The organism is Cupriavidus sp. OV096 (genome assembly GCF_900115455.1).
Classification (GTDB): Bacteria; Pseudomonadota; Gammaproteobacteria; order Burkholderiales; family Burkholderiaceae; genus Cupriavidus.
Genome location: NZ_FOWM01000020.1, coordinates 21,345 through 42,047 on the forward strand (window position 1 = coordinate 21,345; position 20,703 = coordinate 42,047).

At 66.0% G+C, this 20,703-nt stretch carries 23 protein-coding genes; 5 read left to right on the forward strand and 18 right to left on the reverse strand.

The window, feature by feature from the left end:
• Positions 1-2: 2 nt before the first annotated feature.
• The 18 genes from BM115_RS26420 to BM115_RS26505 form a co-directional block, all read right to left on the reverse strand.
• A complete protein-coding gene (locus BM115_RS26420) occupies positions 3-1,046 on the reverse strand; it encodes a beta-ketoacyl-[acyl-carrier-protein] synthase family protein (RefSeq protein ID WP_092301734.1) in 1,044 nt (347 codons plus the stop codon).
• A gap of 39 nt (positions 1,047-1,085) precedes the next feature.
• Positions 1,086-1,919, reverse strand: a complete 834-nt coding sequence (locus tag BM115_RS26425; RefSeq protein ID WP_092301737.1) for an ApeI family dehydratase — start codon at positions 1,917-1,919, stop codon at positions 1,086-1,088.
• Positions 1,920-1,921: 2 nt separating this feature from the next.
• A complete protein-coding gene (locus tag BM115_RS26430) occupies positions 1,922-2,338 on the reverse strand; it encodes a hypothetical protein (RefSeq protein ID WP_092301740.1) in 417 nt (138 codons plus the stop codon).
• Positions 2,335-2,754 carry a hypothetical protein gene (locus BM115_RS26435; RefSeq protein ID WP_092301743.1) on the reverse strand — a complete coding sequence of 140 codons (420 nt, stop codon included), beginning with the start codon at positions 2,752-2,754 and terminating at the stop codon, positions 2,335-2,337. The genes BM115_RS26430 and BM115_RS26435 overlap by 4 nt, the downstream gene beginning before the upstream one ends.
• Position 2,755: 1 nt before the next feature.
• Positions 2,756-3,103 (reverse strand): DsrE family protein, encoded by a 348-nt coding sequence (locus tag BM115_RS26440; RefSeq protein WP_092301746.1) that lies wholly within the window; start codon positions 3,101-3,103, stop codon positions 2,756-2,758.
• A gap of 11 nt (positions 3,104-3,114) precedes the next feature.
• Entirely contained in the window at positions 3,115-3,810 is a 696-nt protein-coding gene (locus BM115_RS26445; protein ID WP_092301749.1) for a DsbA family protein, read from the reverse strand.
• Positions 3,811-3,820: 10 nt separating this feature from the next.
• Positions 3,821-4,816, reverse strand: a complete 996-nt coding sequence (locus BM115_RS26450) for a hotdog family protein (RefSeq protein WP_092301751.1) — start codon at positions 4,814-4,816, stop codon at positions 3,821-3,823.
• Positions 4,813-5,673, reverse strand: a complete 861-nt coding sequence (locus BM115_RS26455) for an alpha/beta fold hydrolase (RefSeq protein ID WP_092301754.1) — start codon at positions 5,671-5,673, stop codon at positions 4,813-4,815. Before BM115_RS26455 ends, BM115_RS26450 begins: the two co-directional genes overlap by 4 nt.
• On the reverse strand, positions 5,670-6,689 hold the full coding sequence (locus BM115_RS26460) for a beta-ketoacyl synthase N-terminal-like domain-containing protein (RefSeq protein WP_092301757.1): 1,020 nt from the start codon (positions 6,687-6,689) through the stop codon (positions 5,670-5,672). Before BM115_RS26460 ends, BM115_RS26455 begins: the two co-directional genes overlap by 4 nt.
• Positions 6,686-7,825 (reverse strand): beta-ketoacyl-[acyl-carrier-protein] synthase family protein, encoded by a 1,140-nt coding sequence (locus BM115_RS26465; protein WP_092301760.1) that lies wholly within the window; start codon positions 7,823-7,825, stop codon positions 6,686-6,688. The genes BM115_RS26460 and BM115_RS26465 overlap by 4 nt, the downstream gene beginning before the upstream one ends.
• Positions 7,822-8,949 carry a beta-ketoacyl synthase N-terminal-like domain-containing protein gene (locus BM115_RS26470; RefSeq protein WP_092301763.1) on the reverse strand — a complete coding sequence of 376 codons (1,128 nt, stop codon included), beginning with the start codon at positions 8,947-8,949 and terminating at the stop codon, positions 7,822-7,824. Before BM115_RS26470 ends, BM115_RS26465 begins: the two co-directional genes overlap by 4 nt.
• Positions 8,950-8,959: 10 nt before the next feature.
• A complete protein-coding gene (locus tag BM115_RS26475; protein WP_177220026.1) occupies positions 8,960-10,165 on the reverse strand; it encodes a beta-ketoacyl-[acyl-carrier-protein] synthase family protein in 1,206 nt (401 codons plus the stop codon).
• A 22-nt stretch (positions 10,166-10,187) separates the two neighbouring features.
• Complete coding sequence (locus BM115_RS26480; protein ID WP_092301769.1) at positions 10,188-10,439, reverse strand: acyl carrier protein; 252 nt, start codon at positions 10,437-10,439, stop codon at positions 10,188-10,190.
• Positions 10,436-11,362 (reverse strand): beta-ketoacyl synthase N-terminal-like domain-containing protein, encoded by a 927-nt coding sequence (locus BM115_RS26485; protein ID WP_092301772.1) that lies wholly within the window; start codon positions 11,360-11,362, stop codon positions 10,436-10,438. The genes BM115_RS26480 and BM115_RS26485 overlap by 4 nt, the downstream gene beginning before the upstream one ends.
• Positions 11,359-12,546, reverse strand: a complete 1,188-nt coding sequence (locus tag BM115_RS26490) for a beta-ketoacyl synthase N-terminal-like domain-containing protein (RefSeq protein ID WP_177220027.1) — start codon at positions 12,544-12,546, stop codon at positions 11,359-11,361. Before BM115_RS26490 ends, BM115_RS26485 begins: the two co-directional genes overlap by 4 nt.
• Positions 12,543-13,457 (reverse strand): ApeI family dehydratase, encoded by a 915-nt coding sequence (locus tag BM115_RS26495; protein ID WP_143093949.1) that lies wholly within the window; start codon positions 13,455-13,457, stop codon positions 12,543-12,545. Before BM115_RS26495 ends, BM115_RS26490 begins: the two co-directional genes overlap by 4 nt.
• A 17-nt stretch (positions 13,458-13,474) precedes the next feature.
• On the reverse strand, positions 13,475-14,230 hold the full coding sequence (gene fabG, locus BM115_RS26500) for a 3-oxoacyl-[acyl-carrier-protein] reductase (RefSeq protein ID WP_218158060.1): 756 nt from the start codon (positions 14,228-14,230) through the stop codon (positions 13,475-13,477).
• Between the two features lie 103 nt (positions 14,231-14,333).
• Positions 14,334-14,927: a helix-turn-helix transcriptional regulator gene (locus BM115_RS26505; protein ID WP_092301781.1), complete on the reverse strand. Its 594-nt coding sequence runs from the start codon at positions 14,925-14,927 to the stop codon at positions 14,334-14,336.
• Positions 14,928-15,047: 120 nt separating this feature from the next.
• On the opposite strand from BM115_RS26505, the gene recQ reads away from it, so the two are divergent.
• From recQ to BM115_RS26530, 5 genes are all read left to right on the forward strand, one after another.
• Positions 15,048-16,901 (forward strand): DNA helicase RecQ, encoded by a 1,854-nt coding sequence (gene recQ / locus BM115_RS26510; RefSeq protein WP_092301784.1) that lies wholly within the window; start codon positions 15,048-15,050, stop codon positions 16,899-16,901.
• A 333-nt stretch (positions 16,902-17,234) separates the two neighbouring features.
• Positions 17,235-17,612 carry a 30S ribosomal protein S12 gene (gene rpsL, locus BM115_RS26515; protein WP_010810460.1) on the forward strand — a complete coding sequence of 126 codons (378 nt, stop codon included), beginning with the start codon at positions 17,235-17,237 and terminating at the stop codon, positions 17,610-17,612.
• Positions 17,613-17,835: 223 nt separating this feature from the next.
• Positions 17,836-18,306, forward strand: coding sequence for a 30S ribosomal protein S7 (gene rpsG, locus BM115_RS26520; RefSeq protein WP_092301786.1), 471 nt, complete (start codon positions 17,836-17,838; stop codon positions 18,304-18,306).
• Positions 18,307-18,424: 118 nt separating this feature from the next.
• Positions 18,425-20,533, forward strand: a complete 2,109-nt coding sequence (gene fusA / locus BM115_RS26525) for an elongation factor G (protein WP_092301789.1) — start codon at positions 18,425-18,427, stop codon at positions 20,531-20,533.
• Positions 20,534-20,610: 77 nt separating this feature from the next.
• Positions 20,611-20,703 (forward strand): GTP-binding protein (locus BM115_RS26530; RefSeq protein WP_018003793.1); only part of this gene is annotated, 93 nt, incomplete at its 3' end.

Genomic DNA, 20,703 nt, shown 5'->3' on the forward strand with positions numbered 1-20,703 from the left:
ATCTAGTAGATGAACGTCGAGGATGCGAATGACATGCCGGCGCTGCCGATCCAGAATCCGATCCGGTCGCCGCGTGCCAGCGACCCATCGCCCGCGTGCAGGGCAATGGCGGCGGGAATGGAGCACGCGCCCACGTTGCCGTAGTCCGGAAAGATGTGGCGGATGCAGTGCCCGAACCCGGCCTCGTCCGCCCAGCCCTGGAATGCGGGGACAGAGCCGCCGGTATGCGGAAAAAGCAGGCGGATGCTGTCGCGATAGGGCGCAAGCAGTTTCAGCGAGTCCGTCATGTGCTGGCTATAGCCGAAGACCAGCGAGCTGAAGGATGTGAAGGCGCCAAGGCCATTGAGGCCGATGCGCTCGCTGGGCCGGGCGCGCCCGAGGTGGCCCGGCAGCGGAATGGTGCAGAGATCGACGCCCCGCTTCGTCGACAGGTAGTGAAAGACCCAGGGTTGTTCTGTATCGGCGCGCAGCAGCGTGGCGGTTGCCCCGTCCCCCCCGCAGTAAGCGGAGAAACAGTGCGCGATGTCGCGCAGGGAACCCAGCGTGAAGTTGCTCGGATACGAGACGCCGCCCGGTACGTAGTACGACTCGGCATTGACGATTAGTGCGGTGCGGTAACGTCCGGACAGGAAATGGCTCTGCGCCACGTCGCACGCGCGCGTCCACGCCATGCAGGCGTCGACGATGTCGAAGCAGTCCACGCTGTCCATGCCCAGCGCGTCCGCAACGAAGTACGCATCGCCGGGCTCGATGAAGCCCCGGGTGTTGCCCGCGTAGATCAGCAGATCCACGTCATCCGGGCCGCAGCCGGCCTGCGCCATCGCCTGTTCGGCGGCACGGACCATGTGGTCCAGCGGCCGCTCGCCCTCGTCGAACCAGTAGCGCGTCTTCACCTGCGTCTCATTGAGCTTCCAGCGGATGTAGGTAAGCGCGTGCTCGACGTTGCCGTCGAATCCGGGTGTGCTGTGACGGCGGATCTCATCCAGCACGGCCTCGTTGTCCATCCTGCGGGATGCCGGAAGAAAGGAAATGCCATCGATGCGCATGGTTGGGGCCTCCTGGTGAGCGCGGTCGGGAAAAGGGGGTCATGTCGGCGCGTGACGCGGGTCGATCATCGCGACCAGGCTGCCGACGCGAATCACTGGCGTGGGGCCAATACGGACTTCACCACCGAACACCACCGCATTGGGCAGTAGCCGGTCTATCCGGGCGTCCAGCGTCAGCACGGAGTCGAAGGGCACGTCGTGGATCAGTTCGATGCCGGTCATGGCGCCGAGTACCACCTCCCTCGGTGCCCCGCCGGCCTGGCCAAGGAAGAAGAGCGCGATGCCGGCTTGCCCGAGGGATTCGATAGCCAACCCCGCCGGGTACACGGCCGGTGCCTGTGCGGCGAACAGCGGTGATTGGCGGGTAGCGAGTTTGCACGCGCAGATCTGGGCGCCGGCGGTGTAGCTCTGGACCGCATCGACCAACAGGAAGGGGTAGCGATGCGGCAGCAGTGCCGCGACCTGGCGGTGTGTCAGGACCGGTGGCGCCTGAGACGGCGCCACGGCAGGATGTTCGATGGCGGCACACGGCGCGCCACAGGCGAAGTTGGCCCGCGCACAAGGCTTGCCGCGAACACTCGCGGTGGCTGCCAGGGAGAGTCCGTCCGGCCCGGACGTCCGGACAGTTGCCTCGAGGTTGACGACGTCACCGGGCAGGATCGCGTCGAGGTACTGAACCCGCGCCATCGTCCGGACGCGCATGGGATGCCCCGCCGTGCGCGTGGCGAGGCGTTCCGCCAGGACGAGCAACTGGTCCAGCAGCAGGACGCCGGGATAGATCGGGGCACCGGGATAGTGCCCCAGCGCGAAAAGGTCCGTGCCGCTGACCAGCAGCGCTTCGCCCAGTGTGGCGGAAGGGGAGGAGGGTGGCATCGTCACCAGTACCAGACGTTGTTGAAGTGATGAATGAGGGTCGGCATGTCCGCCTCGTCGACGGACTCGACGCCGTCGATGAGGTCCGCAGGAGAAAGACGCAGGCGGTGCAGGTCGGGTCGCCATGCGTACACCGGGACGTTGGCGGCGACCAACGCGGCGACGCCGGACTCGTGGTGGGAAAGTCCGTCTATCGTCAGGCCACCCAACGTCAACAACGGCGCCGGCTGGTCGCGTCGCGCGAACAACACGGTATCGGCCTTGAGCAGGAGGGCATGGTCGGCCCCCATCTGCCGCATGACCCGGCTCAGCCATACGATGTGCCCGTACTGCTCCTCCAGACTGCCGCGATAGGCTTGCTCGACAATGGCGAGTGAACTGCGGGAGCGGCGCCTGCCCCGGCCGGCGGTGGCCGTCATGACTTGACTCCGAGGACCATCGCGCTGTCTGCAGCGCTGAGGTAGTGCTGGAAGCTGAAGGGAATCTTCACCATCGCCTCGGGGATCTGCTGGGTGTTGCCGCGCTCTTCCATGCAATAGCGGCATACCAGCCACTCAAGCTGGTCGCCGTAGCGACGCTTCAGCGTCTGGACCAATGTGGCGGTTGTCGTGCCCGCCGGTGCGTCCGGCGCGAAGAGGTCCGGTGGGCGGCACAGCGAGATCTGCGACAGCCCGGTTGCGTGGCCGCAGTTCCACACAGTGACGTGACGGCCCTGCCGCAAGGCCGCATCCACCATCCGGAACAGGGAGGTCACGGTCTCGGACCGGAACGGTGTGCCCATCATGCCGAAGAAGACGGAGCCCGGCGCGGCGTCCGGGGGGAGAGATGCGGTCATGTCAGGAGTGCCAGATGGTCTTGGTCGACGGCTCGCAGATAGCGCGCACGAGGGTGTCTGCATCGATGACGGTGGCAACGCCACGGCTGACCGTCGCCGCCACGCCGCGCAGGGCCAGCGAGACATCGTCCACCGTGATGCGCAATTGCCCGCCATGCCGGCGGCTGAGTGTGCGGATCGTGTCCGGGTCCTGCTGCAGCCAGGTCGCGCCGTCCTGCATCAGGTGCAACTGCACCGAATCGCCGGCTTTCAGCAGCGCCTCGGCCAGGCGGATGCACTCCGTGCCGCCGGGGTTTGCGGGGGAGTGCGTCTCGATGAGCAGGACGGTAACGGTAGGGGTTGCTTCCATGACGAATGCTCCTAGCCGCAGCCGCCGGCATGGTCGAGGATTGCCGCCGGCGGGCTGTCCTCGCTGCACAACGGGTCGGACAGATCGATGGCAGGCATGCCCGTGGCGGCGGCCATGAAGTCCCGGAGGCGATCGACGCCCCAGAACTTCTCCCTGCCGACAGTGAAGAACGGCACGCCGAACACGCCCGTGTGGATGCAGTCCTGCAGCCGGGTCAGTCCGACCTCCCGGACGGCTGCATCCGTGTGGGCCGACGAGAGCGCGTTGGGGTCCATCCCCAGCGCACTGCCCAGCCGTGCGATGACGTCGGGATCGCAGATGTCCGCGCCTTCCTGCCAGCGCGCCAGCGTGACCCGCTCGAGGAAGGCCAGCCCCTGCCCGTGCATGTCGGCGACGATCCATGCGAGGTGCGGCACCTCCCAGCGCGGCGCGCGATCCAGTGGCCACATCGGCCGGAGCCCGCGCCGCGCCGCAAGGCGCCGCACATCGGCGAGGATGTAGAGATGCTTCTCGCGCGACATCGGGTGATACAGGAACGTGCTGCCGACCATGCTCAGTTGCGCCTGGTAGTCCGCGTCCGGCTCCCAGAAAGGCACCAGTTGGACGGCGGCGAGAAGATCGGGCCGTGTCTGCCTGAGATCGTGCAAGGCCAGCCACGAGTAGGGGCTGCGCAGCGAGAAATAGAAGACGGGATGTGCTGCCTGCATGCCGCCTCCTTCAGTCCGCGCACTGCCTGCCGCGCAGGGCGGCCGAGACCTCGGCGTCGAAGGTCACGAGCGACCAGTCACGGCGGTTCTCGACCACCGCGTAGCCGTGGGTGATCAGGCCAGTCGCCGTATGAACCAGTCCGCCATGCCGTTCGACATAGCAATCCATGCGCGACCGATAGGTGGTGTCCTTGAAAATATCCTCGACGGTGAAGACGGTGTGGATGGTCTCCTCCATCATCGCTTCGTCGAGGATCTGGAGGCTCGCCTGCGGTACGACGGGAATCCACTTCTTGTTCTCCAGCAATGTGCGGATAGAGATTCCACGCTCGGCGACAAAGAGATCCAGCACCTCCTCCATCAGTCTCAGGTAGCCCGAATGCTGGAGGCGATCGTTGAAGTGGCAGTAGAAATAGGGCACCCGCCATTGCCAGACGAAGCGGTTGCCTTCATCGGCAGCCAGCGCGCGACGCACGTCCAGCGGCGGGTTACCGGCCTGGCGCGCCGTGGCCAGGCCGGCATCGGGAATGGAGCGCTGCGGCCCTCGCCGGATCCGGGTACAGGTGTATGGCGCGAGGCGCGGCTCCCCGCTGGCTGGCTGTGGGGTTACGACGCTGTCGTCCAGGCGGAACAGCACGTCCACGTAACCGGTGACGGCCTTCAATGGTTTGCCGTCGCGCGGCACCGTCAGTGTCACGGCGACGCGCAGCACCCCGTCCGGTGCCTTCGGCGACGGCACGACCTCGATATCTACCGTATCGTCAATGTGAAGCGCATGGAGGATCCGTACGCTCGAATCGACGATCTCGAGACAGAGACCTTTCTGCTCATAGAGTTCGCGCGGTCCGAAGCCGTGCGCGCGGAAATGATCGACAACGGCTTCCTCGATGCAATACATGACGTGCTTGAAGCCGATCCAGGTGCAGATGTTGCAGCCTTCGAAGCGGGGCCGGACCTTGGTGTGGGTGCGGTCGAAGCCAGTCGTGTCGGAGTGATGCAAGGTCATGGCGTGGATTCCGTGGAGTGGAAGGAAGGGGTGGCGCCAGCACAAGTCTGGCGAGGCGTGGCCGGCATTGGATCGCCGCGCACCTGCAGGAACTGCGCGATGGCGCCGACAGCGTCGTGCCGGAGATCGTTCAGCAGAAAATGGCCGGCATCGCGAAAGACACGGAGCCGGCCTGCCGGCAGGGTGTCGACCATCGCGCGGACGTCGGGCAATCGCGCAAACTGGTCATCGCCGCCGGCCAACACGAGAAGTGGCTGGCGCACCTCGTGCAGGGGAAGGAAGGGCATCCCGGAGTACAGGCGCCAGAACTCGGTCCAGACGTAGCAACCGAAGTGCTCGCAGGCAGTGCGTGTCATGCGCTGCAGGACGTCCGGCGCCAGCGGGCGCGCGGTGCGGGCGCGGATGCTCTGTTGGACAAAATCCGGGAATGCGTTGACGTGCTGCTGGAACAGGGACCAGGTCACCTCCCGGTGTAACGCCTTGTAGAACGGCGAGACCAGCGCGGCGGGCGCGGTGGCCCCGGGTGTGGCCGGGTGCTGGGCAAGCAGCGTCAGCACGGTGTTGGCGCCGAACGAGTGGGCAATCCAGACGTCCGGGCACAGTTGAAAGCGCTCAAGCGCAGCGGATAACCACCGCTCGGGTGGCAGCACCCGGCCCCAGAGGCCAGACTGCAACCCGTTCCAGGGCAGGTCCAGCACGACGCACCGATGCGTGGCGGCCAGGCGCGGCAGCAGCGGTTCCCAGACGCTGCCTGCTTCCATCATCCCGTGGACCAGCACGGCCAGCGGGGCGCCGACGGGCCCACACACCCGCGCCTGAAGCGTGTAGCCGCCCAGTGATGCCAGCAGCGTCGTCATTGCCCGACGCCGCCCGCTTCAATGACGATGGCTCCGGCGCGGCGGTCCCCCCAGCTGCCACCGCCGAGGACGACCGCCCCGCGAGCCGACTCCGGCTCCGCGGCGCGTGCCTGTTCGCAATGATGGATCAGCGCATACAGCGTGCCGGCCCCATAGGCCGGGCCGGACAATATGCCGAGATCGCGCTGCGCGCCCTCGCGCTGATGGAGTGCGGTGACCGCGTGGGCGGCAAAGCTGTCGCCGGCGACGTAACAAGGCTTGCTCGCATGATCGGTCAGCAGGGCGTCCAGGGCGGGCGAACGTGCCGCATCGGCATGGCAATAGGCGTAGCCGGCCAGGGCACCATGGTGGCGTGCGCCACGGGCGTTGGCATCATCGGTCCGCTCGAGCACCAAGGCGCCTGCGCCTTCCGGCAAGGCGGGCAGCCCGCCGCCTTCGGCAAGCCGGCGGCCGGCCAGCAGGCTGCGCGCCGCCGGGCCATCCACTTCCACCGCGACAACCACCATGCGCCGGGCGCGGCCGTTGCGGATGGCATTGGCGGCCAGCACGATGGCATCGAGCGACGACGAAGCCCCGGTACAGACGGTGAGGTTGAGCGCACGCAGTCCGAAGCGAATGGCGATGGCGGCCGAGACGACATTGCTGGAGGCGTTGGGTAGATCCATTGCGCTGGTGGCATTGACGTGCTGGCGATGGATGGTCTCCGCTGCCTGGCAGACCGTATCCAGATTGCACGTGTTGGTAGCGACCACCACACCGAACCCGTCATCGTGCAAGGACACGGTGTCCGCCTTCACGAAGCCGGCGTCGGCCAGCGCCTTGGATGCTGCGCAGAGGGCCAGCAACGTGGAGCGCTCCTTGTAGCGAAGCCCCTTCCTGCCCAGCAGTCGCTCGGGCGTGAAATGCGGCGCGGCGGGACCGGCCCGCAACCCCTCCGCGAGGCTGTCGTGGGCGGAGAAGGCCGGGATCTCCCATCCATGACCCGAGATGAGGATGGCCTGCGTGCGGGGATTCATGATTCGCACTCCAGGATGGCCACGGCATTGACGCCGCCGAAGCCGAACGCATTCACCTGGGCCAGCCGCGCATTGACCGGGGTGGCCTCGTTGACGATATTCATGGCGCGCGCCTCCGGCATCAGGTGCTCGAGCCCGACGGTGGGCGGCAGCATGCCGCACTCGATGGCTTCGATCGCCGTGACCACGCCAACCAGCCCCGACGCCCCCGAGGTATGCCCAGTCATCGATTTCATCGCACAGATACGTGGATGCGAGACGTGCTGCCGCATCACGCGCTGCATGGCCTCGGCCTCGGCCTTGTCGTTGAGCGGCGTACCGGTGCCGTGGGCCATGATGATGTCGATGTCCTCCGGCGCCAGACCGGCGCGTTGGTAGGCATCCTCGATGGCACGGGCGATGCCCGCCGGATCCGGGGCCGTCTCGTGCGCCGCATCGCAGCTCGTGCCGACGGCCCGCAACGTTGCCAGCACCGGCGCGCCGCGCGCGTTGGCGCTCGCGCGGGATTCCAGTACGACGGCGGCGGCGCCATCGCCCATCAGTACGCCGCGCCGGTCTCGATCGAATGGCCGGACTGCGTCGGGGTGCGAGGGATTCACGCGATCCAGCAAGCCGAACATGCTCTTCGTGATGGTGTCGCAGCCGCCGACGATCGCGAAGTCGAAGGCGCCGTCGCGCAGGAAGTCCTCGGCAACCGCGAGTGCGAAGCTGGAGGCGGAGCAGGCATTGGCGAGCGTGATGACCGGAAAGCTGGTGTGCAGCCTTCGGTTCAGTGCGCGCTCGAAATGCAACTGGTCGATCGTCATCGGCGTGCCGACCGTCCAGAACAGTTCCAGCGTGCGTAGCTCCCGCAGGCCGGTTCCCACCACGACGACGCAACGGGCGTCCGGCGGCAGTGCGGCCTCCCGCACGGCGGCCTGTACCGCATCGCAGAGCAGTTCGGTGGCGCGCAGCGCCCGGTCGATGCCGCCGGGGCGGTCGTCAATCTCATAGGCGTTGCGCACGTTGAAATGGTCGGCGGTAAATGCTTGCAGGCGCTTGCGGCCGGAGTGCCCTGAGCACAGGCTCTCGAAACACGTGCATTTGTCTTCGCCGAGGCTGGTCTTCATGGCCGAGCCGGTGATCGCATATGTCATGGAAGTTCCTTAGCCGCAGGCGCGCGGCGCACGATGAGGCAGCCCGCGTGCCCGTCGTCGGTGGTGGCCAGGACCATGCCCGCCGCACCGGCGGGGGCCTGTTCGAGACAGGCAAGCAGATGGCAGAGCGCGAGCACGAAGGTGGCGCTGTAGGTGTCGCCGAACCGATCGACGAGCGCCGTCTGGTGGACGGTCATGCTGGCGCCGGGCAGCCGCGCGATGGCGCGCCGTTCGATGTCGGCAATGCGAGGCTCGGCCGCGCCGCACAGGCAACAAGCGACCACCTCGGACGCATCGAGGCCGGCTTGCGTCAGGGCTTCGCCGATGCAGGCCAGTGCGCCCTCCACCGCGTGGTCCAGCGCCAGATCCCCGGCCGGGCCGTCGACGGGTTCGCTGTAGCGCCCGTAACGCAAGGCCAGGATGGCCACCCCTTCATGCTGCGGCGTGGTGCGCTCGAGCGAGAACATCGCGCAGCCTTCGCCCAGGGGCACGGCTTGCCGCTTGCCCAGCTGGATCAGGCCGCGATGTGCCCAGGCCGTCTGCACGCAAAGCTCCTCGACGGCACCTGTCAGAAGCCGGTCCGCATAGCCCCGGCGCAGCATCTGCGAGGCGTACTGCAGCGCGAGCAGTCCGGACAGCCGCCCTCCCGAGATGGTTGCGTTCACCGCGCGCGCCTTGAAGCGAATGGCGCACTGGCCCGCCGCGCAGTTCATCACGGTGTTCGGGAAGTGGGCGGGATTGACCAGGAATGGCCGCTCCTGGACCAGCGAGTCGCGCGTGAAATCGCTGGTGCTGCGGATACTGCCGGTACTGGTGCCCAGCACGAACCCGGTTCGTTCGGCTTGCTCCCCTTCATAAGGCGGCTGGTCGCCATGCAGCAGGCGCGCCGTGCAAAGCGCGAGCGCCGTGGTGCGGTCGATGGAACGGGTTCCCTTGGCGCCAATCAGTGCGGAGACGTCGAAGTGTGCCGGGCGATAGGCGACGTCCTGCGGATACGGGTCGGTCGATTGCGGCAGTTCAGTCACCGGGGGTGCCGTTGGGTCAGCCGTGCGCAACGCATCCGCCCCCACCCCCAGGGCCGATATCGCCTGCCAGCCAACAATCGAGATGCCATGGGCGGTCATGCGCTGCTCCTCATTGGGGGTACCTCGCGTACACGGTGATGGCGTTGTTGCCGCCGAAGGCAAAGCCGTTGTTCTGCACCACGCGCAGGTCGGCGGCGCGCGAGTGGTTGGGTACGCAATCGAGCGGGCAGCGGGGGTCCGTCTCACCATGGTTGATGGTCGGCGGCAGGAATCCGTCCCGGACGGCCACCGCGCAGGCGATGCTGGCCAGTGCGCTGGCGGCGCCCATGGTGTGTCCGATCATCGACTTGATGGAGGAAACCGGCGGCTTGGTGGCGCCGAACACCTCGGCGATGGCACCGGATTCCGTGATGTCGTTGGCGATGGTGCCGGTGCCGTGGGCGCAGATGTACTGGATCTGCGCCGCGCTGACGCCCGCGTTACGGTGTGCGAGCCGGATGCAGCGCACGATGCTGTCCCGATTCGGCGCCACCATGTGGTCCGCGTCGCAGGTCAGTCCGTAGCCCAGGACCTCGGCGTAGATCCGCGCGCCACGGGCCAGGGCGCTGTCGAGCGACTCGAGCAGAAGCAGACCGGCCCCTTCGCCCGTCAGGATGCCCTTGCGGTCCTTGTCGAATGGCTGGCAGACCTGCGGCGCGATGGTGCCCAGCCGGTAGAAGCCGGCGAATGTCTTGCGGCATACCGAGTCCGCGCCGCCGCACAGCATGGCGTCCGCATCCCCGAGCCCGATGCAGTCATAGGCATAGCCGATGGCGTAGTTGCCGGCCGAGCATGCCGTGGGGAGGGTGATGGCGCCGCCGCGCAAGCCCAGCGCGCGCGCCACCGCGAATGAGATGTGGTGCGAAGGCACCTGCTGGAGCAGCGCGGGGTCAATGCCGGCATAGCCATGGCGTACCGCCTGCTCGGTGAGCTGGTCGATCACCTGCGATTCGCCGTCGGTCGTCCCGATGGACACGCCGCAGCGGGCCTGTTTGAGCTGGGCTGTATCGATCCCGCTGTCACGTATCGCCATGCCGGCCGCCGCGACCGCGAACTGTGCACTGCGGCCCAGTGTGCTCGGATCGATCCCGGCGGTCCAGGTGGCGGGGTCGAAATTCCGGACTTCGCATCCGCGATGGCTGGCGAAGCCCGACGTGTCGAAGGAGCGAATCTCGGACACGCCGCACGCCCCGGCACGGAGCGCGTCGGTGAACGCCTTCACGCCAAGACCTATGCTGCTCACGGCACCAATGCCGGTCACGACGACACGTCGCATGATGATGGCTCCGGTGCGTGACTCAGGACTTGACCGAGGCGGCTTCATCCACCACCTGGCAGACGCCCTCCAGGTTCACCATGCGAGCCAGCCCGTCCTGCGAGATGGTCACGCCGAAAGCCTTCTCCAGGCTGGCGAGGATTTCGATGGCGCGCAGCGAATCCGCGTCATGGTCTTCCTTGAAGCGGCTGGTCATGGTCATGTCGGTCGGCTCGATCTCAAGGATTTCGGAAACGATCTGCTTGATGGCGGCGATGCGGTCGGGGGAAGTCATGATGGATGTGCTCCTTCTTGGGTGGAAAGCGGTCGGCATTGGGAAACAAATGCCATGTAGCGGTGCTCGTGTATGGCGACGAGGATGAAGGGGGAGTCGTCACGCAGCGTCGGCAGGGCGCACAGCAGCGGTGCCAGGGCGCCTGCGTCGTCGCACGTGAGGATGTCTGGGGGCGGAAGGCCTTTGGGCCAGCTGAGCGGCGTGCGGGCCGGGACAACAAGCCGCGTCGGTCCGGGAAAGCCGGAGGCGGTGCGCGTCAGCGCGTGGACCAGCCGCCGCGGCAGTTGTCCGGTCGTTTCGACCCGGCCCCAACCGAGGGGCCGCAGGCAATGACCGTTCTCCGTCGCGCGCCTGCCCAGCCGGAGCGCGACGGCGCCCGGCAGGATGGCTGCGCCGGCACCCTCGGGGATCGCCTCTTCGGCGGCAATGACCAGCGATTGGTCGGCGCGACCGGCCTGGATCGCCTGGATGCCCAGCATCAGGGCTTCGAAGCCGGCCAGGAACGGCGACGTGACGGTGCTGCATAGCGCGCGGGCCTGACAGTCGATGGCGACGTGGGCGGCGGCAATATTGGCCGAGATATTGGGTGCGCTGACGGTGCTGACGGCATCCAGTCCGCCGTGGGCCACGGCCTGATCGAACAGGTGCCGGACTGAGACATCCGCGACACTTGTACCGAAACAAAGCGCGAGCCGCTCAGGGGCGACGCGGCCATCCGTGCATGGATCGGGACACCGGCGCGCCGCGGCCAGCGCGTAGCGCGTGGTGTCGTTGAGGTAGCGGTGCCGCGTACCCGGCAGCCACAGGGCCGGATCGAACCAGTCCGGGTCGACGATCGCAAGCGTGCCAGGCGAGCACGGGAGAAGATCTTCCCCGATGCCGGGCGCCACGGCCGCGCAGGTCAGGAGATTGACGGCGCTCATGGCGTCCCTTCCTGCAAGACCAGGGACACGTTGTTCCCACCGAATCCACAGGCATTGATGAGTGCCCGAAGCGGCCGTCTTGCCCGCAGTGGCGTTTCACGGCTGGGCAGCCGGATGCGCGTGGCCGGATCAGGGCGCTCGCAGTAGGCTGCCGGCACCTTCCGATGTGCCAGTGCAAGCGCGGCCGCGAGCAGGGAGAACATGCCGGACGCGCCTGCGGTGTGTCCGATATGCGCCTTGGCGGACAGCACCGGTGGCATGACGACGCTTGGGCCAAGCACTGCCGCCAGAATGTTGCCTTCGATGCGGTCGTTGGGGGGCGTGCCGGTGCCGTGTGGCACGATGACGTCGATGCCGTCGATGCCGACATTCGCATCGCGCAGCGCCTCGCGCAAGGCCCGGGAGATGTCCCGGCCGCCGGGTTCTGGGGCGGTCGGGTGGAAGGCGTCGCAGCTCACGCCGATGCCTCGGATGCGTCCGGCGGATCCGGCGTGCGCGGCAGCTTCGCTGTCGGCCACGAGTACCAGCGCGGCGGCGCCTTCGCCAAGCACGGTGCCCAGGCGGCGGACGTCGAAGGGCATGCACCGCTGCGGATCGAGCGCCGTCATGCGTTGAAAGCCCGCTTGGGTGACGTGGGAAAGCAGGTCGGCGCCGATCACGATCATCGCGTCGGCCATGCCGGCCCGGATGATGTCCACCGCATGGACCAGGGCATGAAGGCCAGCCGAGCAGGCGTTGGCGGCGACGAAAGCCGGTCCGGACACCTGGATGGGCAGCACGTGCGGCAGCGTGTCGATGGCGCGGTACGGGTGGCTCGCGGCATACGGCGCCACGGCGCCTTCTAGGCGGTGCCGTTCGGCACGGCGGCTGTCCCCGGCCGCCGTGCCAAGCACCAGACCGGTGTGCAGGGTGTCGAGTGCATGGCCGCGTCTGCGGGCGTCATCGAGGGCTTGCAGGGCAACATCTGCGATCAGGCTGTCGAAGTCGGCATGCACATGAGAGGCCGACGCGGGCAGGCAATGGCCATGGCGCCACGTCCGCCCATCGGTACTCCGCGGGACGATGGCGTTCGGTGACGGCGCCTCGGGTGCGCGTTGCAGGGCACGCCAGAAGGCTTCGACATCCGGACCTGCGGCGGAGCAGGCGCCAAATCCGGCCAGCAGGACATCGCGCCGCTGTGTCATCGCTGGCCTCCAGCGGCGCCGAGTGTCGTCGCGCCAATGGAGAAGGCCATCAGATCGTCGAACAGGGCGACAGTGCGTCCCCCGACGCTGGTCTGTCCCGCCAGGTGGGCCACGTTGCGCCCACATTCCAGGAGATGGACGTCGTGGCGAAGCTGGTCCCCCGGCAGGGCTCGGCCAAGCAGATGGATGCCGCGAAACTCGCCGAACACGGTCAGCGAGGCGGCGCCGCCAGCGTCCGCAAAGAAGCCGCGCCGGGATAGCAGCAGCCCCGCGCCCTGGGCGAAGGACTCCACCAGCAGCGCCAACGGATATGCCAGTTGCGCCTCGTCCATGCCGCGATGCGCGGCGCCGAAGCAAGGCTCATTGAGCGTGATGTTCTTGTAGGCGACTGCGCGAGCAGTGCCATCCAGCGCCACACGATCGATCAGCCGCATGGGATGACCATGCGGTAGCACCTTGAGGGCGACGGTCGGATCGCGCGGCAAATCCGCCGCGGATACTTCCGGGGCGCCTGCATGGCGTGGCACCGGGCCAGTGCCGAGGATGCCGTGGGCCACCGCGCTACCAGGCTTGGTAAAGCGGATCTGCACCGCATCGAGGTCATCCCAGGCGACCTGCAATGTGCAGGTGTCCCCCGGCAGGACCGGGTTCTGGAAGCGCAGGCGCGTCACACTGGTGACGCGGCGCCCCGTCTGGCCGCTCTGCGCGAGCGCATGGTTGGCGGCATGCTGCGCCATCTCCAGCAGGAATGCCCCGGGCAGGATGGGGTACGTCGGAAAGTGGCCCTGAAAGCTGTCGTCGTCGTCCGCAAAACGCCAGTCGAATTCCCATTCGCGGAGGCCGGGCCGGCGACAGTCCGAGAAGCCCCGGACGCTGCGGGCCATGATGAGAGGCGGGAGGATGTCGTCCACGATATCGCCCTGGCGCCTTAGAGGACGAGCCCGCCGTCGATCTGAAAGACCTGGCCCGTGACGTAGGCCGCGTCGGCGGAGGCCAGGAAGCGGACCAACGCCGCGACTTCCTCGGGCCTGCCAAAGCGGCGCAGCGGCACGCGGGCCAGTGCGGCCGACGCGACGCTGTCGGAAAGGCCTGCCGTCATGTCGGATTCGATGAAACCCGGCGCCACGGCATTGACGCGCACGCCGTAGGGCGCAACCTCCTTGGCCAGCGCCCGGGTGAAGCCGATCATGCCGGCCTTCGATGCCGAATAGTTGGTCTGGGTAGCGTTACCGTAGACGCCCGCAATGGACGCCACGTTGACGATGACGCCGGTGCGCCGCTTCATGAAGTGGAAGGCGGCGGACCGGCTCAAGTGGAAGGTGCCGGTGAGATTGGTGTCGATGACCGCGGCCCATGCATCGGGTCGCATTGTCGCCAGCGGCGCATCGCGGGTGATGCCGGCGTTGTTCACCAGCACGTCGACCTGGCCGAGATGTTCGATGGTCTCGGCAAAGAAGCGCTCGCAGGCGCCCGCGTCGGCAACGTTGCATTGCAGGGCCAGCGAGGGGATGCCTGCGGCGCGCAGCTGGGCGAGTGTCTCGAGGCCGGCATCGCCTGATGCGTGATGGCAGTAGGAGATTGCGTAGCCAGCGTCGGCCAGTGCCAGGCATATCGCCCGGCCGATCCCGCGTGAGCCGCCGCTGACCAGTGCAACCGGGCGCTGCGGCGATGCCATCGATGTCATCTGCCATTCCTCGCAATGTCGATGGCGCATTGCAACAGACATGGCGAAGTGCAGTAACTACCAAATCTGATAGGCGCGTGGGCTACGTTTGCGCCAAGTCAACTCACCCGTTGAGCCACCCCTGCAAGGCAGCGCACACGGCTGCCGCCGTCTTGTTCCTGGCCTGCAGCTTGAGCATTGCATTGCGAATGTGGAAGTTGACGGTGTTGCCGGAGACCATCAGCAATGCGGCGATTTCCGACGAGGTCTTGCCCTGGGCAGTCAGTTTCAGGACTTCGAGCTCGCGCTCGGTCAGGGGCGACTGTCCTTGCCCGGTCGGGCGCGCCATGCGTTGCTGGTCCAGCACGAGATGAACCACGAAGGCGAACCAGCGCATGCGAATTTCGCGACGGCCAAGCTTGCCGTTGACCGGCGGGGTTGGCGACGGGGCGGAGGGTAGGGGCCCACCGCGCATGGCCAGGGTGAAGTCCTCCTCCGACAGACCGTGGCACAGGCCCAGCAGCCTTGCCTCGCTCCACAGCTGGCTCGCCGAGAATGTCATGCTGCGGTTCCCCATATCGAAGCCGAGCATCGCGGCGGTCGTCTCGATGCTCTCGAGTACTTCACGCTCCGAGGCTGCCGGCTTGCTGATGCGATTGAGTCGATCCTGCCAATTGCCCATTGCATCGCCCCTTGTTGAGAGTCTGGCAATGCCCATGGAACTCTGCAACCGTCGAGAACGCAATCGCCGTTATCCGAAATAGCGATCTCGGCAGCATCGGCGCCGAGCCCGGGCGCCTTAGTGGTAAGGTTACGGCTTTCCCGAATTCCGCTGTCCATGTCGCGCGCACTGGCGATCCTCAAAGAAGTCTTCGGCTACCACGCCTTTCGCGGCCGGCAGGCAGAGATCATCGACCATGTGGCCGAGGGCGGCGACTGTCTGGTGCTAATGCCCACGGGCGGCGGCAAGTCGCTCTGCTACCAGATTCCGGCGCTACTGCGCCAGCAGGCGGGGCAGGGGGTCGGTATCGTCGTCTCGCCGCTGATTGCGCTGATGCAGGATCAGGTGGCGGCGCTGACCGAGGCTGGTGTGCGCGCCGCGGTGCTTAATTCCACGCTGACCAGCAGCGAAGCCTCCGCCGTGGAGCGCGACCTGCTCGCGGGGCGGCTGGAAATCCTCTATGTGGCGCCCGAGCGGCTGATGACGCCGCGCTTCCTCGACCTGCTCGAACGTACCCGCGTCGGGCTGTTCGCGATCGACGAGGCGCATTGTGTGTCGCAATGGGGCCACGACTTCCGGCCCGAGTACATCCAGCTGTCGGTGCTGCACGAGCGCTTCCCGCAGGTGCCGCGTATTGCACTCACGGCCACGGCGGACACGCAGACGCGCGAAGAGATCGTCGAGCGGCTGGCGCTGGACGACGCGCGCGTGTTCATCTCCAGCTTCGACCGGCCGAACATCCGCTACCGCATCGTCGAGAAAGACAACGCGCGCAACCAGCTGCTCGCCTTTATCAAGGCCGAACACATGAATGGCCACGGCGGGCACGACAGCGGCATCATCTATTGCCTGTCGCGCAAGAAGGTCGAGGATACCGCCGCCTGGCTGGCCGGCCACGGCATCCAGGCGCTGGGGTATCACGCCGGCATGGATGCCCAAGTGCGGCAGCGTCACCAGGCACGCTTCCGGGAAGAGGAGGGCATCGTGATGGTGGCGACGATTGCCTTCGGCATGGGCATTGACAAGCCGGACGTCCGGTTCGTCGCCCATATGGACCTGCCCAAGAGCATGGAAGGCTATTACCAGGAAACCGGTCGCGCTGGCCGCGACGGCCTGCCCGCCAATGCCTGGATGGCCTACGGCCTGGGCGACGTGGTGCAGCAGAAGCGGATGATCGACGAGTCCGAAGCGGACGATGCCCACAAGCGCGTGTCGTCCTCCAAGCTCGACGCCCTGCTGGGTTTGTGCGAGACGGCCGGATGCCGGCGCGTGCGCATCCTGGCGTATTTCGACGAAAACGCTGAGCCGTGCGGCAATTGCGACACTTGCCTTGAGCCGCCAGCGACCTGGGACGGCACGCGCGAGGCGCAGATGGCCCTGTCCTGCGTCTACCGCACGGCCCAGGCGAGCCGCGTCCACTTCGGCGCGACCCATCTGATCGATATCCTGCGCGGCAACGCCAACGAGAAGATCCGGCAGTGGGGCCATGACAAGGTCTCGACCTTCGGCATCGGCAAGGACCGGTCGGTCTCGGAGTGGCATGCGATCTTCCGCCAGCTGATTGCCCACGGGCTGCTGGTGATCGACCATGGCGGCCATGGCGCGTTGCTGCTGGGCGAGTCGGCCCGGGCCGTGCTCAAGGGCGAGCAGCCGATCACGCTGCGCCGGCAGGTCAGCAAACCGGCCAAGTCCGGCGACCGCGCCGCACGTGGCACGCGTACCGACCATACCGCGACGATGGACCCCGACGCGCTGGCCCACTGGGAGGCGCTGCGCAGTTGGCGCACGGCGGCGGCGCGCGAGCACGGCGTGCCGGCCTACGTCATCTTCCATGACGCGACGCTGGCCGAACTGGCCCGCAGCGCGCCCGAATCGCTCGGCGAACTGGCTGAAGTGCCCGGTATCGGTGCATCGAAGCTCGAGCGCTACGGCGAGGAAATCCTCGAGACGCTGCGCGCGGTCCGAGTCTGACCGGGGCGCCCACCCAAGGCGTATACAGAGCGGGTATACCGCTTGACCATTGTCAACACCCCTGCTAGGATGCCAGATTCGAGTTTTTGGCTTTGGATTTCGCTCGTCCGTCGGACGCGCGCCCGCGGAGTGATCCTTGCGGCGCAGCCGGCAGGATAGCCAAGCGGGATCCGGGCGAGCTCGCGCTCTTTGGCAAGTCTGTCACTTCACAGCCCTTCCTTTCGAGCGCCCGCTCTCCATTCCCGTCCGAAACCCGTAGTTGCCCCTCAGGCCGAATTCATTGATATGGAGCCGGCGGAGGGGTGTTTTTGTAAAACCAAGCTGGATTGAACAATGCCAACTATCAACCAACTGGTTCGCAAGCCGCGTGTCTCTGAAGTCGTCAAGAGCAAGAGCCCTGCGCTTGAGAACTGCCCGCAGCGTCGCGGCGTGTGCACCCGTGTGTACACCACGACGCCGAAGAAGCCGAACTCGGCACTGCGTAAGGTCGCCAAGGTGCGCCTGACCAACGGTTTCGAGGTCATCTCGTACATCGGCGGTGAAGGCCACAACCTGCAGGAACACTCGGTCGTGCTGATCCGCGGCGGCCGTGTGAAGGATCTGCCGGGTGTGCGTTACCACATCGTCCGTGGCTCGCTCGACTTGCAAGGCGTGAAGGACCGCAAGCAAGCTCGTTCGAAGTACGGCGCGAAGCGTCCGAAGGCTGCCTGATCGTTTTCAGGGCAGCTGGGCAAGCGATTGCCCGCAGCAGCAACAAGAAGATGGCCTGTGGCGCGAGTCATGGTGCTGTCACCAGGCGGCGGTACAACGGAGAGTTATGCGCCGTGCCGTCGAGTAAGTGGTCACCCGGCGAATTTGCCATGCAGGCAAGCTAGTTGGTGGCCGGAGAGTCGCGATAAGTAACGCGCTCTCAACTGAATCTAAAGGAAAGAAGATGCCACGTCGTCGTGAAGTCCCCAAGCGGGAAGTTCTGCCTGATCCGAAGTTCGGTAACGTTGAAGTTGCCAAGTTCATGAACGTGCTGATGCTGGACGGCAAGAAGTCGGTTGCCGAACGCATTGTGTACGGCGCGTTCGACCAGATCGAAAAGAAGGCAGGCAAGGCCCCCATCGAAGTGTTTTCCGTTGCCATCAACAACGTGAAGCCGGTGGTGGAAGTGAAGAGCCGTCGCGTGGGCGGCGCCAACTATCAGGTTCCGGTCGAAGTCCGTCCGTCGCGTCGTTTGGCATTGGCGATGCGTTGGCTGCGCGAGGCCGCGAAGAAACGCAGCGAGAAGTCGATGGCGCTGCGCCTGGCAGGTGAGCTGCTGGAAGCATCGGAAGGCCGTGGCGGCGCGATGAAGAAGCGCGATGAAGTGCACCGCATGGCCGAAGCCAACAAGGCGTTCTCGCACTTCCGCTTCTAAAGCGAGCGAGACACGTTGTTGGTTGCCGGGCGGGCTGTGTTGCTACACATCTCGCCCGTTTGTGTTAGGGGCGCGGGCGATGAGATGCCGGCGCCTCACGGACGAATAGAGGATTAAAGTGGCTCGTAAGACTCCCATTGAGCGCTACCGCAATATCGGTATTTCGGCTCACATTGACGCGGGTAAAACCACCACGACCGAGCGGATCCTGTTCTACACCGGTGTGAACCACAAGATCGGTGAAGTGCACGATGGCGCGGCCACCATGGACTGGATGGAGCAGGAGCAGGAGCGTGGCATCACGATCACCTCCGCTGCCACCACCGCTTTCTGGAAGGGCATGGCCGGGAACTATCCCGAGCACCGCTTCAACATCATCGACACCCCGGGCCACGTGGACTTCACCATCGAGGTGGAGCGCTCCATGCGCGTGCTGGACGGTGCCTGCATGGTCTACTGCGCAGTGGGTGGCGTGCAGCCCCAGTCGGAAACCGTGTGGCGCCAGGCTAACAAGTACGGCGTGCCGCGTCTGGCCTTCGTGAACAAGATGGACCGTACCGGCGCCAACTTCTTCAAGGTCTACGACCAGCTGAAGAACCGCCTGAAGGCCAACCCGGTGCCCGTCGTGGTGCCGATCGGTGCTGAAGACGGCTTCCAGGGCGTCGTCGATCTGCTGGAAATGAAGGCGATCATTTGGGACGAAGCCAGCCAGGGCGTGAAGTTCGAATACCAGGACATCCCGGCCGAGCTGCAAGCTATCGCTGAAGAATGGCGCGAGAAGATGGTCGAGTCCGCCGCCGAAGCCAGCGAAGAGCTGATGGAAAAGTACCTGGGCGGCGAAGAGCTGACCCGTGCCGAGATCGTCAAGGCGCTGCGTGACCGTACCATCGCCTGCGAAATCCAGCCGATGCTGTGCGGCACCGCGTTCAAGAACAAGGGTGTGCAGCGTATGCTGGACGCCGTGATCGACTTCCTGCCGTCGCCGGTCGATATTCCGCCGGTCACCGGCGTGGACGAACGCGACGACGAAAAGAAGCTCGAGCGCAAGGCTGACGACAGCGAGAAGTTCTCGGCGCTGGCGTTCAAGATCATGACCGACCCGTTCGTTGGCCAGCTGATCTTCTTCCGCGTGTACTCGGGCAAGATCAATTCGGGCGACACCGTGTACAACCCGGTGAAGCAGAAGAAGGAGCGTCTGGGCCGTATTCTGCAGATGCACGCGAACCAGCGCGAAGAAATCAAGGAAGTGCTGGCCGGCGACATCGCCGCTGCGGTGGGCCTGAAGGACGCCACCACGGGCGATACGCTGTGCGATCCGGCTGCCCCGATCGTGCTCGAGCGCATGATCTTCCCGGAGCCGGTGATCTCGCAGGCTGTCGAGCCGAAGACCAAGGCTGACCAGGAAAAGATGGGCATCGCCCTGAACCGCCTGGCCGCTGAAGATCCGTCGTTCCGCGTGCGTACCGATGAAGAATCGGGCCAGACCATCATTTCGGGCATGGGCGAGCTCCACCTGGAAATTCTGGTCGACCGCATGAAGCGCGAATTCGGCGTGGAAGCCAACATCGGCGCGCCGCAGGTGGCTTACCGCGAAACCATTCGCAAGAAGGCCGAAGACGTCGAAGGCAAGTTCGTCAAGCAGTCGGGCGGCCGCGGCCAGTACGGTCACGCCGTGATCACGCTGGAACCGCAAGAGCCGGGCAAGGGCTTCGAGTTCATCGACGCCATCAAGGGCGGTGTGATTCCTCGCGAATACATCCCGGCAGTCGAGAAGGGTATCGTCGACACGCTGTCGGCCGGTATTCTGGCTGGCTTCCCGGTGGTGGACGTGAAGGTTACGCTGACGTTCGGTTCGTACCACGATGTGGACTCGAACGAAAACGCGTTCCGCATGGCCGGCTCGATGGCTTTCAAGGAAGCCATGCGCAAGGCCAGCCCGGTTCTGCTCGAGCCGATGATGGCCGTGGAAGTGGAAACGCCGGAAGACTACACGGGTACGGTGATGGGCGATCTGTCGTCCCGTCGCGGCATCGTGCAGGGCATGGACGACATGATTGGCGGCGGCAAGATCATCAAGGCCGAAGTCCCGCTGTCGGAAATGTTCGGTTATTCCACGTCGCTGCGCTCGGCCACGCAAGGTCGCGCCACGTACACCATGGAATTCAAGCATTACGCCGAGGCACCCAAGAACATCGCCGAAGCCGTGATCACGGCCAAGGGCAAGTAATTGGAAGTTTGCCGCCGCGCCTGCCGGTGCGGCGGCGCGATGAAACAACAAGATTGCATTCCATTAGGAGCTGAAAAATGGCAAAGGAAAAGTTCGAGCGGACCAAGCCGCACGTGAACGTAGGTACGATTGGTCACGTTGACCACGGCAAGACGACGCTGACGGCAGCA

Coding starts and splice junctions, on each gene's coding strand:
- BM115_RS26505 (WP_092301781.1), bottom strand. CDS start 14,927: ATGGGCATTGCCAGACTCTCAACAAGGGGCGATGCAATGGGCAATTGG.
- BM115_RS26475 (WP_177220026.1), bottom strand. CDS start 10,165: ATGCGACGTGTCGTCGTGACCGGCATTGGTGCCGTGAGCAGCATAGGT.
- BM115_RS26470 (WP_092301763.1), bottom strand. CDS start 8,949: ATGACCGCCCATGGCATCTCGATTGTTGGCTGGCAGGCGATATCGGCC.
- BM115_RS26430 (WP_092301740.1), bottom strand. CDS start 2,338: ATGACGGCCACCGCCGGCCGGGGCAGGCGCCGCTCCCGCAGTTCACTC.
- BM115_RS26445 (WP_092301749.1), bottom strand. CDS start 3,810: ATGCAGGCAGCACATCCCGTCTTCTATTTCTCGCTGCGCAGCCCCTAC.
- BM115_RS26455 (WP_092301754.1), bottom strand. CDS start 5,673: ATGACGACGCTGCTGGCATCACTGGGCGGCTACACGCTTCAGGCGCGG.
- BM115_RS26465 (WP_092301760.1), bottom strand. CDS start 7,825: ATGACATATGCGATCACCGGCTCGGCCATGAAGACCAGCCTCGGCGAA.
- BM115_RS26480 (WP_092301769.1), bottom strand. CDS start 10,439: ATGACTTCCCCCGACCGCATCGCCGCCATCAAGCAGATCGTTTCCGAA.
- BM115_RS26420 (WP_092301734.1), bottom strand. CDS start 1,046: ATGCGCATCGATGGCATTTCCTTTCTTCCGGCATCCCGCAGGATGGAC.
- recQ (WP_092301784.1), top strand. CDS start 15,048: ATGTCGCGCGCACTGGCGATCCTCAAAGAAGTCTTCGGCTACCACGCC.
- fabG (WP_218158060.1), bottom strand. CDS start 14,230: ATGACATCGATGGCATCGCCGCAGCGCCCGGTTGCACTGGTCAGCGGC.
- rpsG (WP_092301786.1), top strand. CDS start 17,836: ATGCCACGTCGTCGTGAAGTCCCCAAGCGGGAAGTTCTGCCTGATCCG.
- BM115_RS26485 (WP_092301772.1), bottom strand. CDS start 11,362: ATGAGCGCCGTCAATCTCCTGACCTGCGCGGCCGTGGCGCCCGGCATC.
- BM115_RS26435 (WP_092301743.1), bottom strand. CDS start 2,754: ATGACCGCATCTCTCCCCCCGGACGCCGCGCCGGGCTCCGTCTTCTTC.
- BM115_RS26425 (WP_092301737.1), bottom strand. CDS start 1,919: ATGCCACCCTCCTCCCCTTCCGCCACACTGGGCGAAGCGCTGCTGGTC.
- BM115_RS26490 (WP_177220027.1), bottom strand. CDS start 12,546: ATGACACAGCGGCGCGATGTCCTGCTGGCCGGATTTGGCGCCTGCTCC.
- BM115_RS26440 (WP_092301746.1), bottom strand. CDS start 3,103: ATGGAAGCAACCCCTACCGTTACCGTCCTGCTCATCGAGACGCACTCC.
- BM115_RS26460 (WP_092301757.1), bottom strand. CDS start 6,689: ATGAATCCCCGCACGCAGGCCATCCTCATCTCGGGTCATGGATGGGAG.
- rpsL (WP_010810460.1), top strand. CDS start 17,235: ATGCCAACTATCAACCAACTGGTTCGCAAGCCGCGTGTCTCTGAAGTC.
- BM115_RS26450 (WP_092301751.1), bottom strand. CDS start 4,816: ATGACCTTGCATCACTCCGACACGACTGGCTTCGACCGCACCCACACC.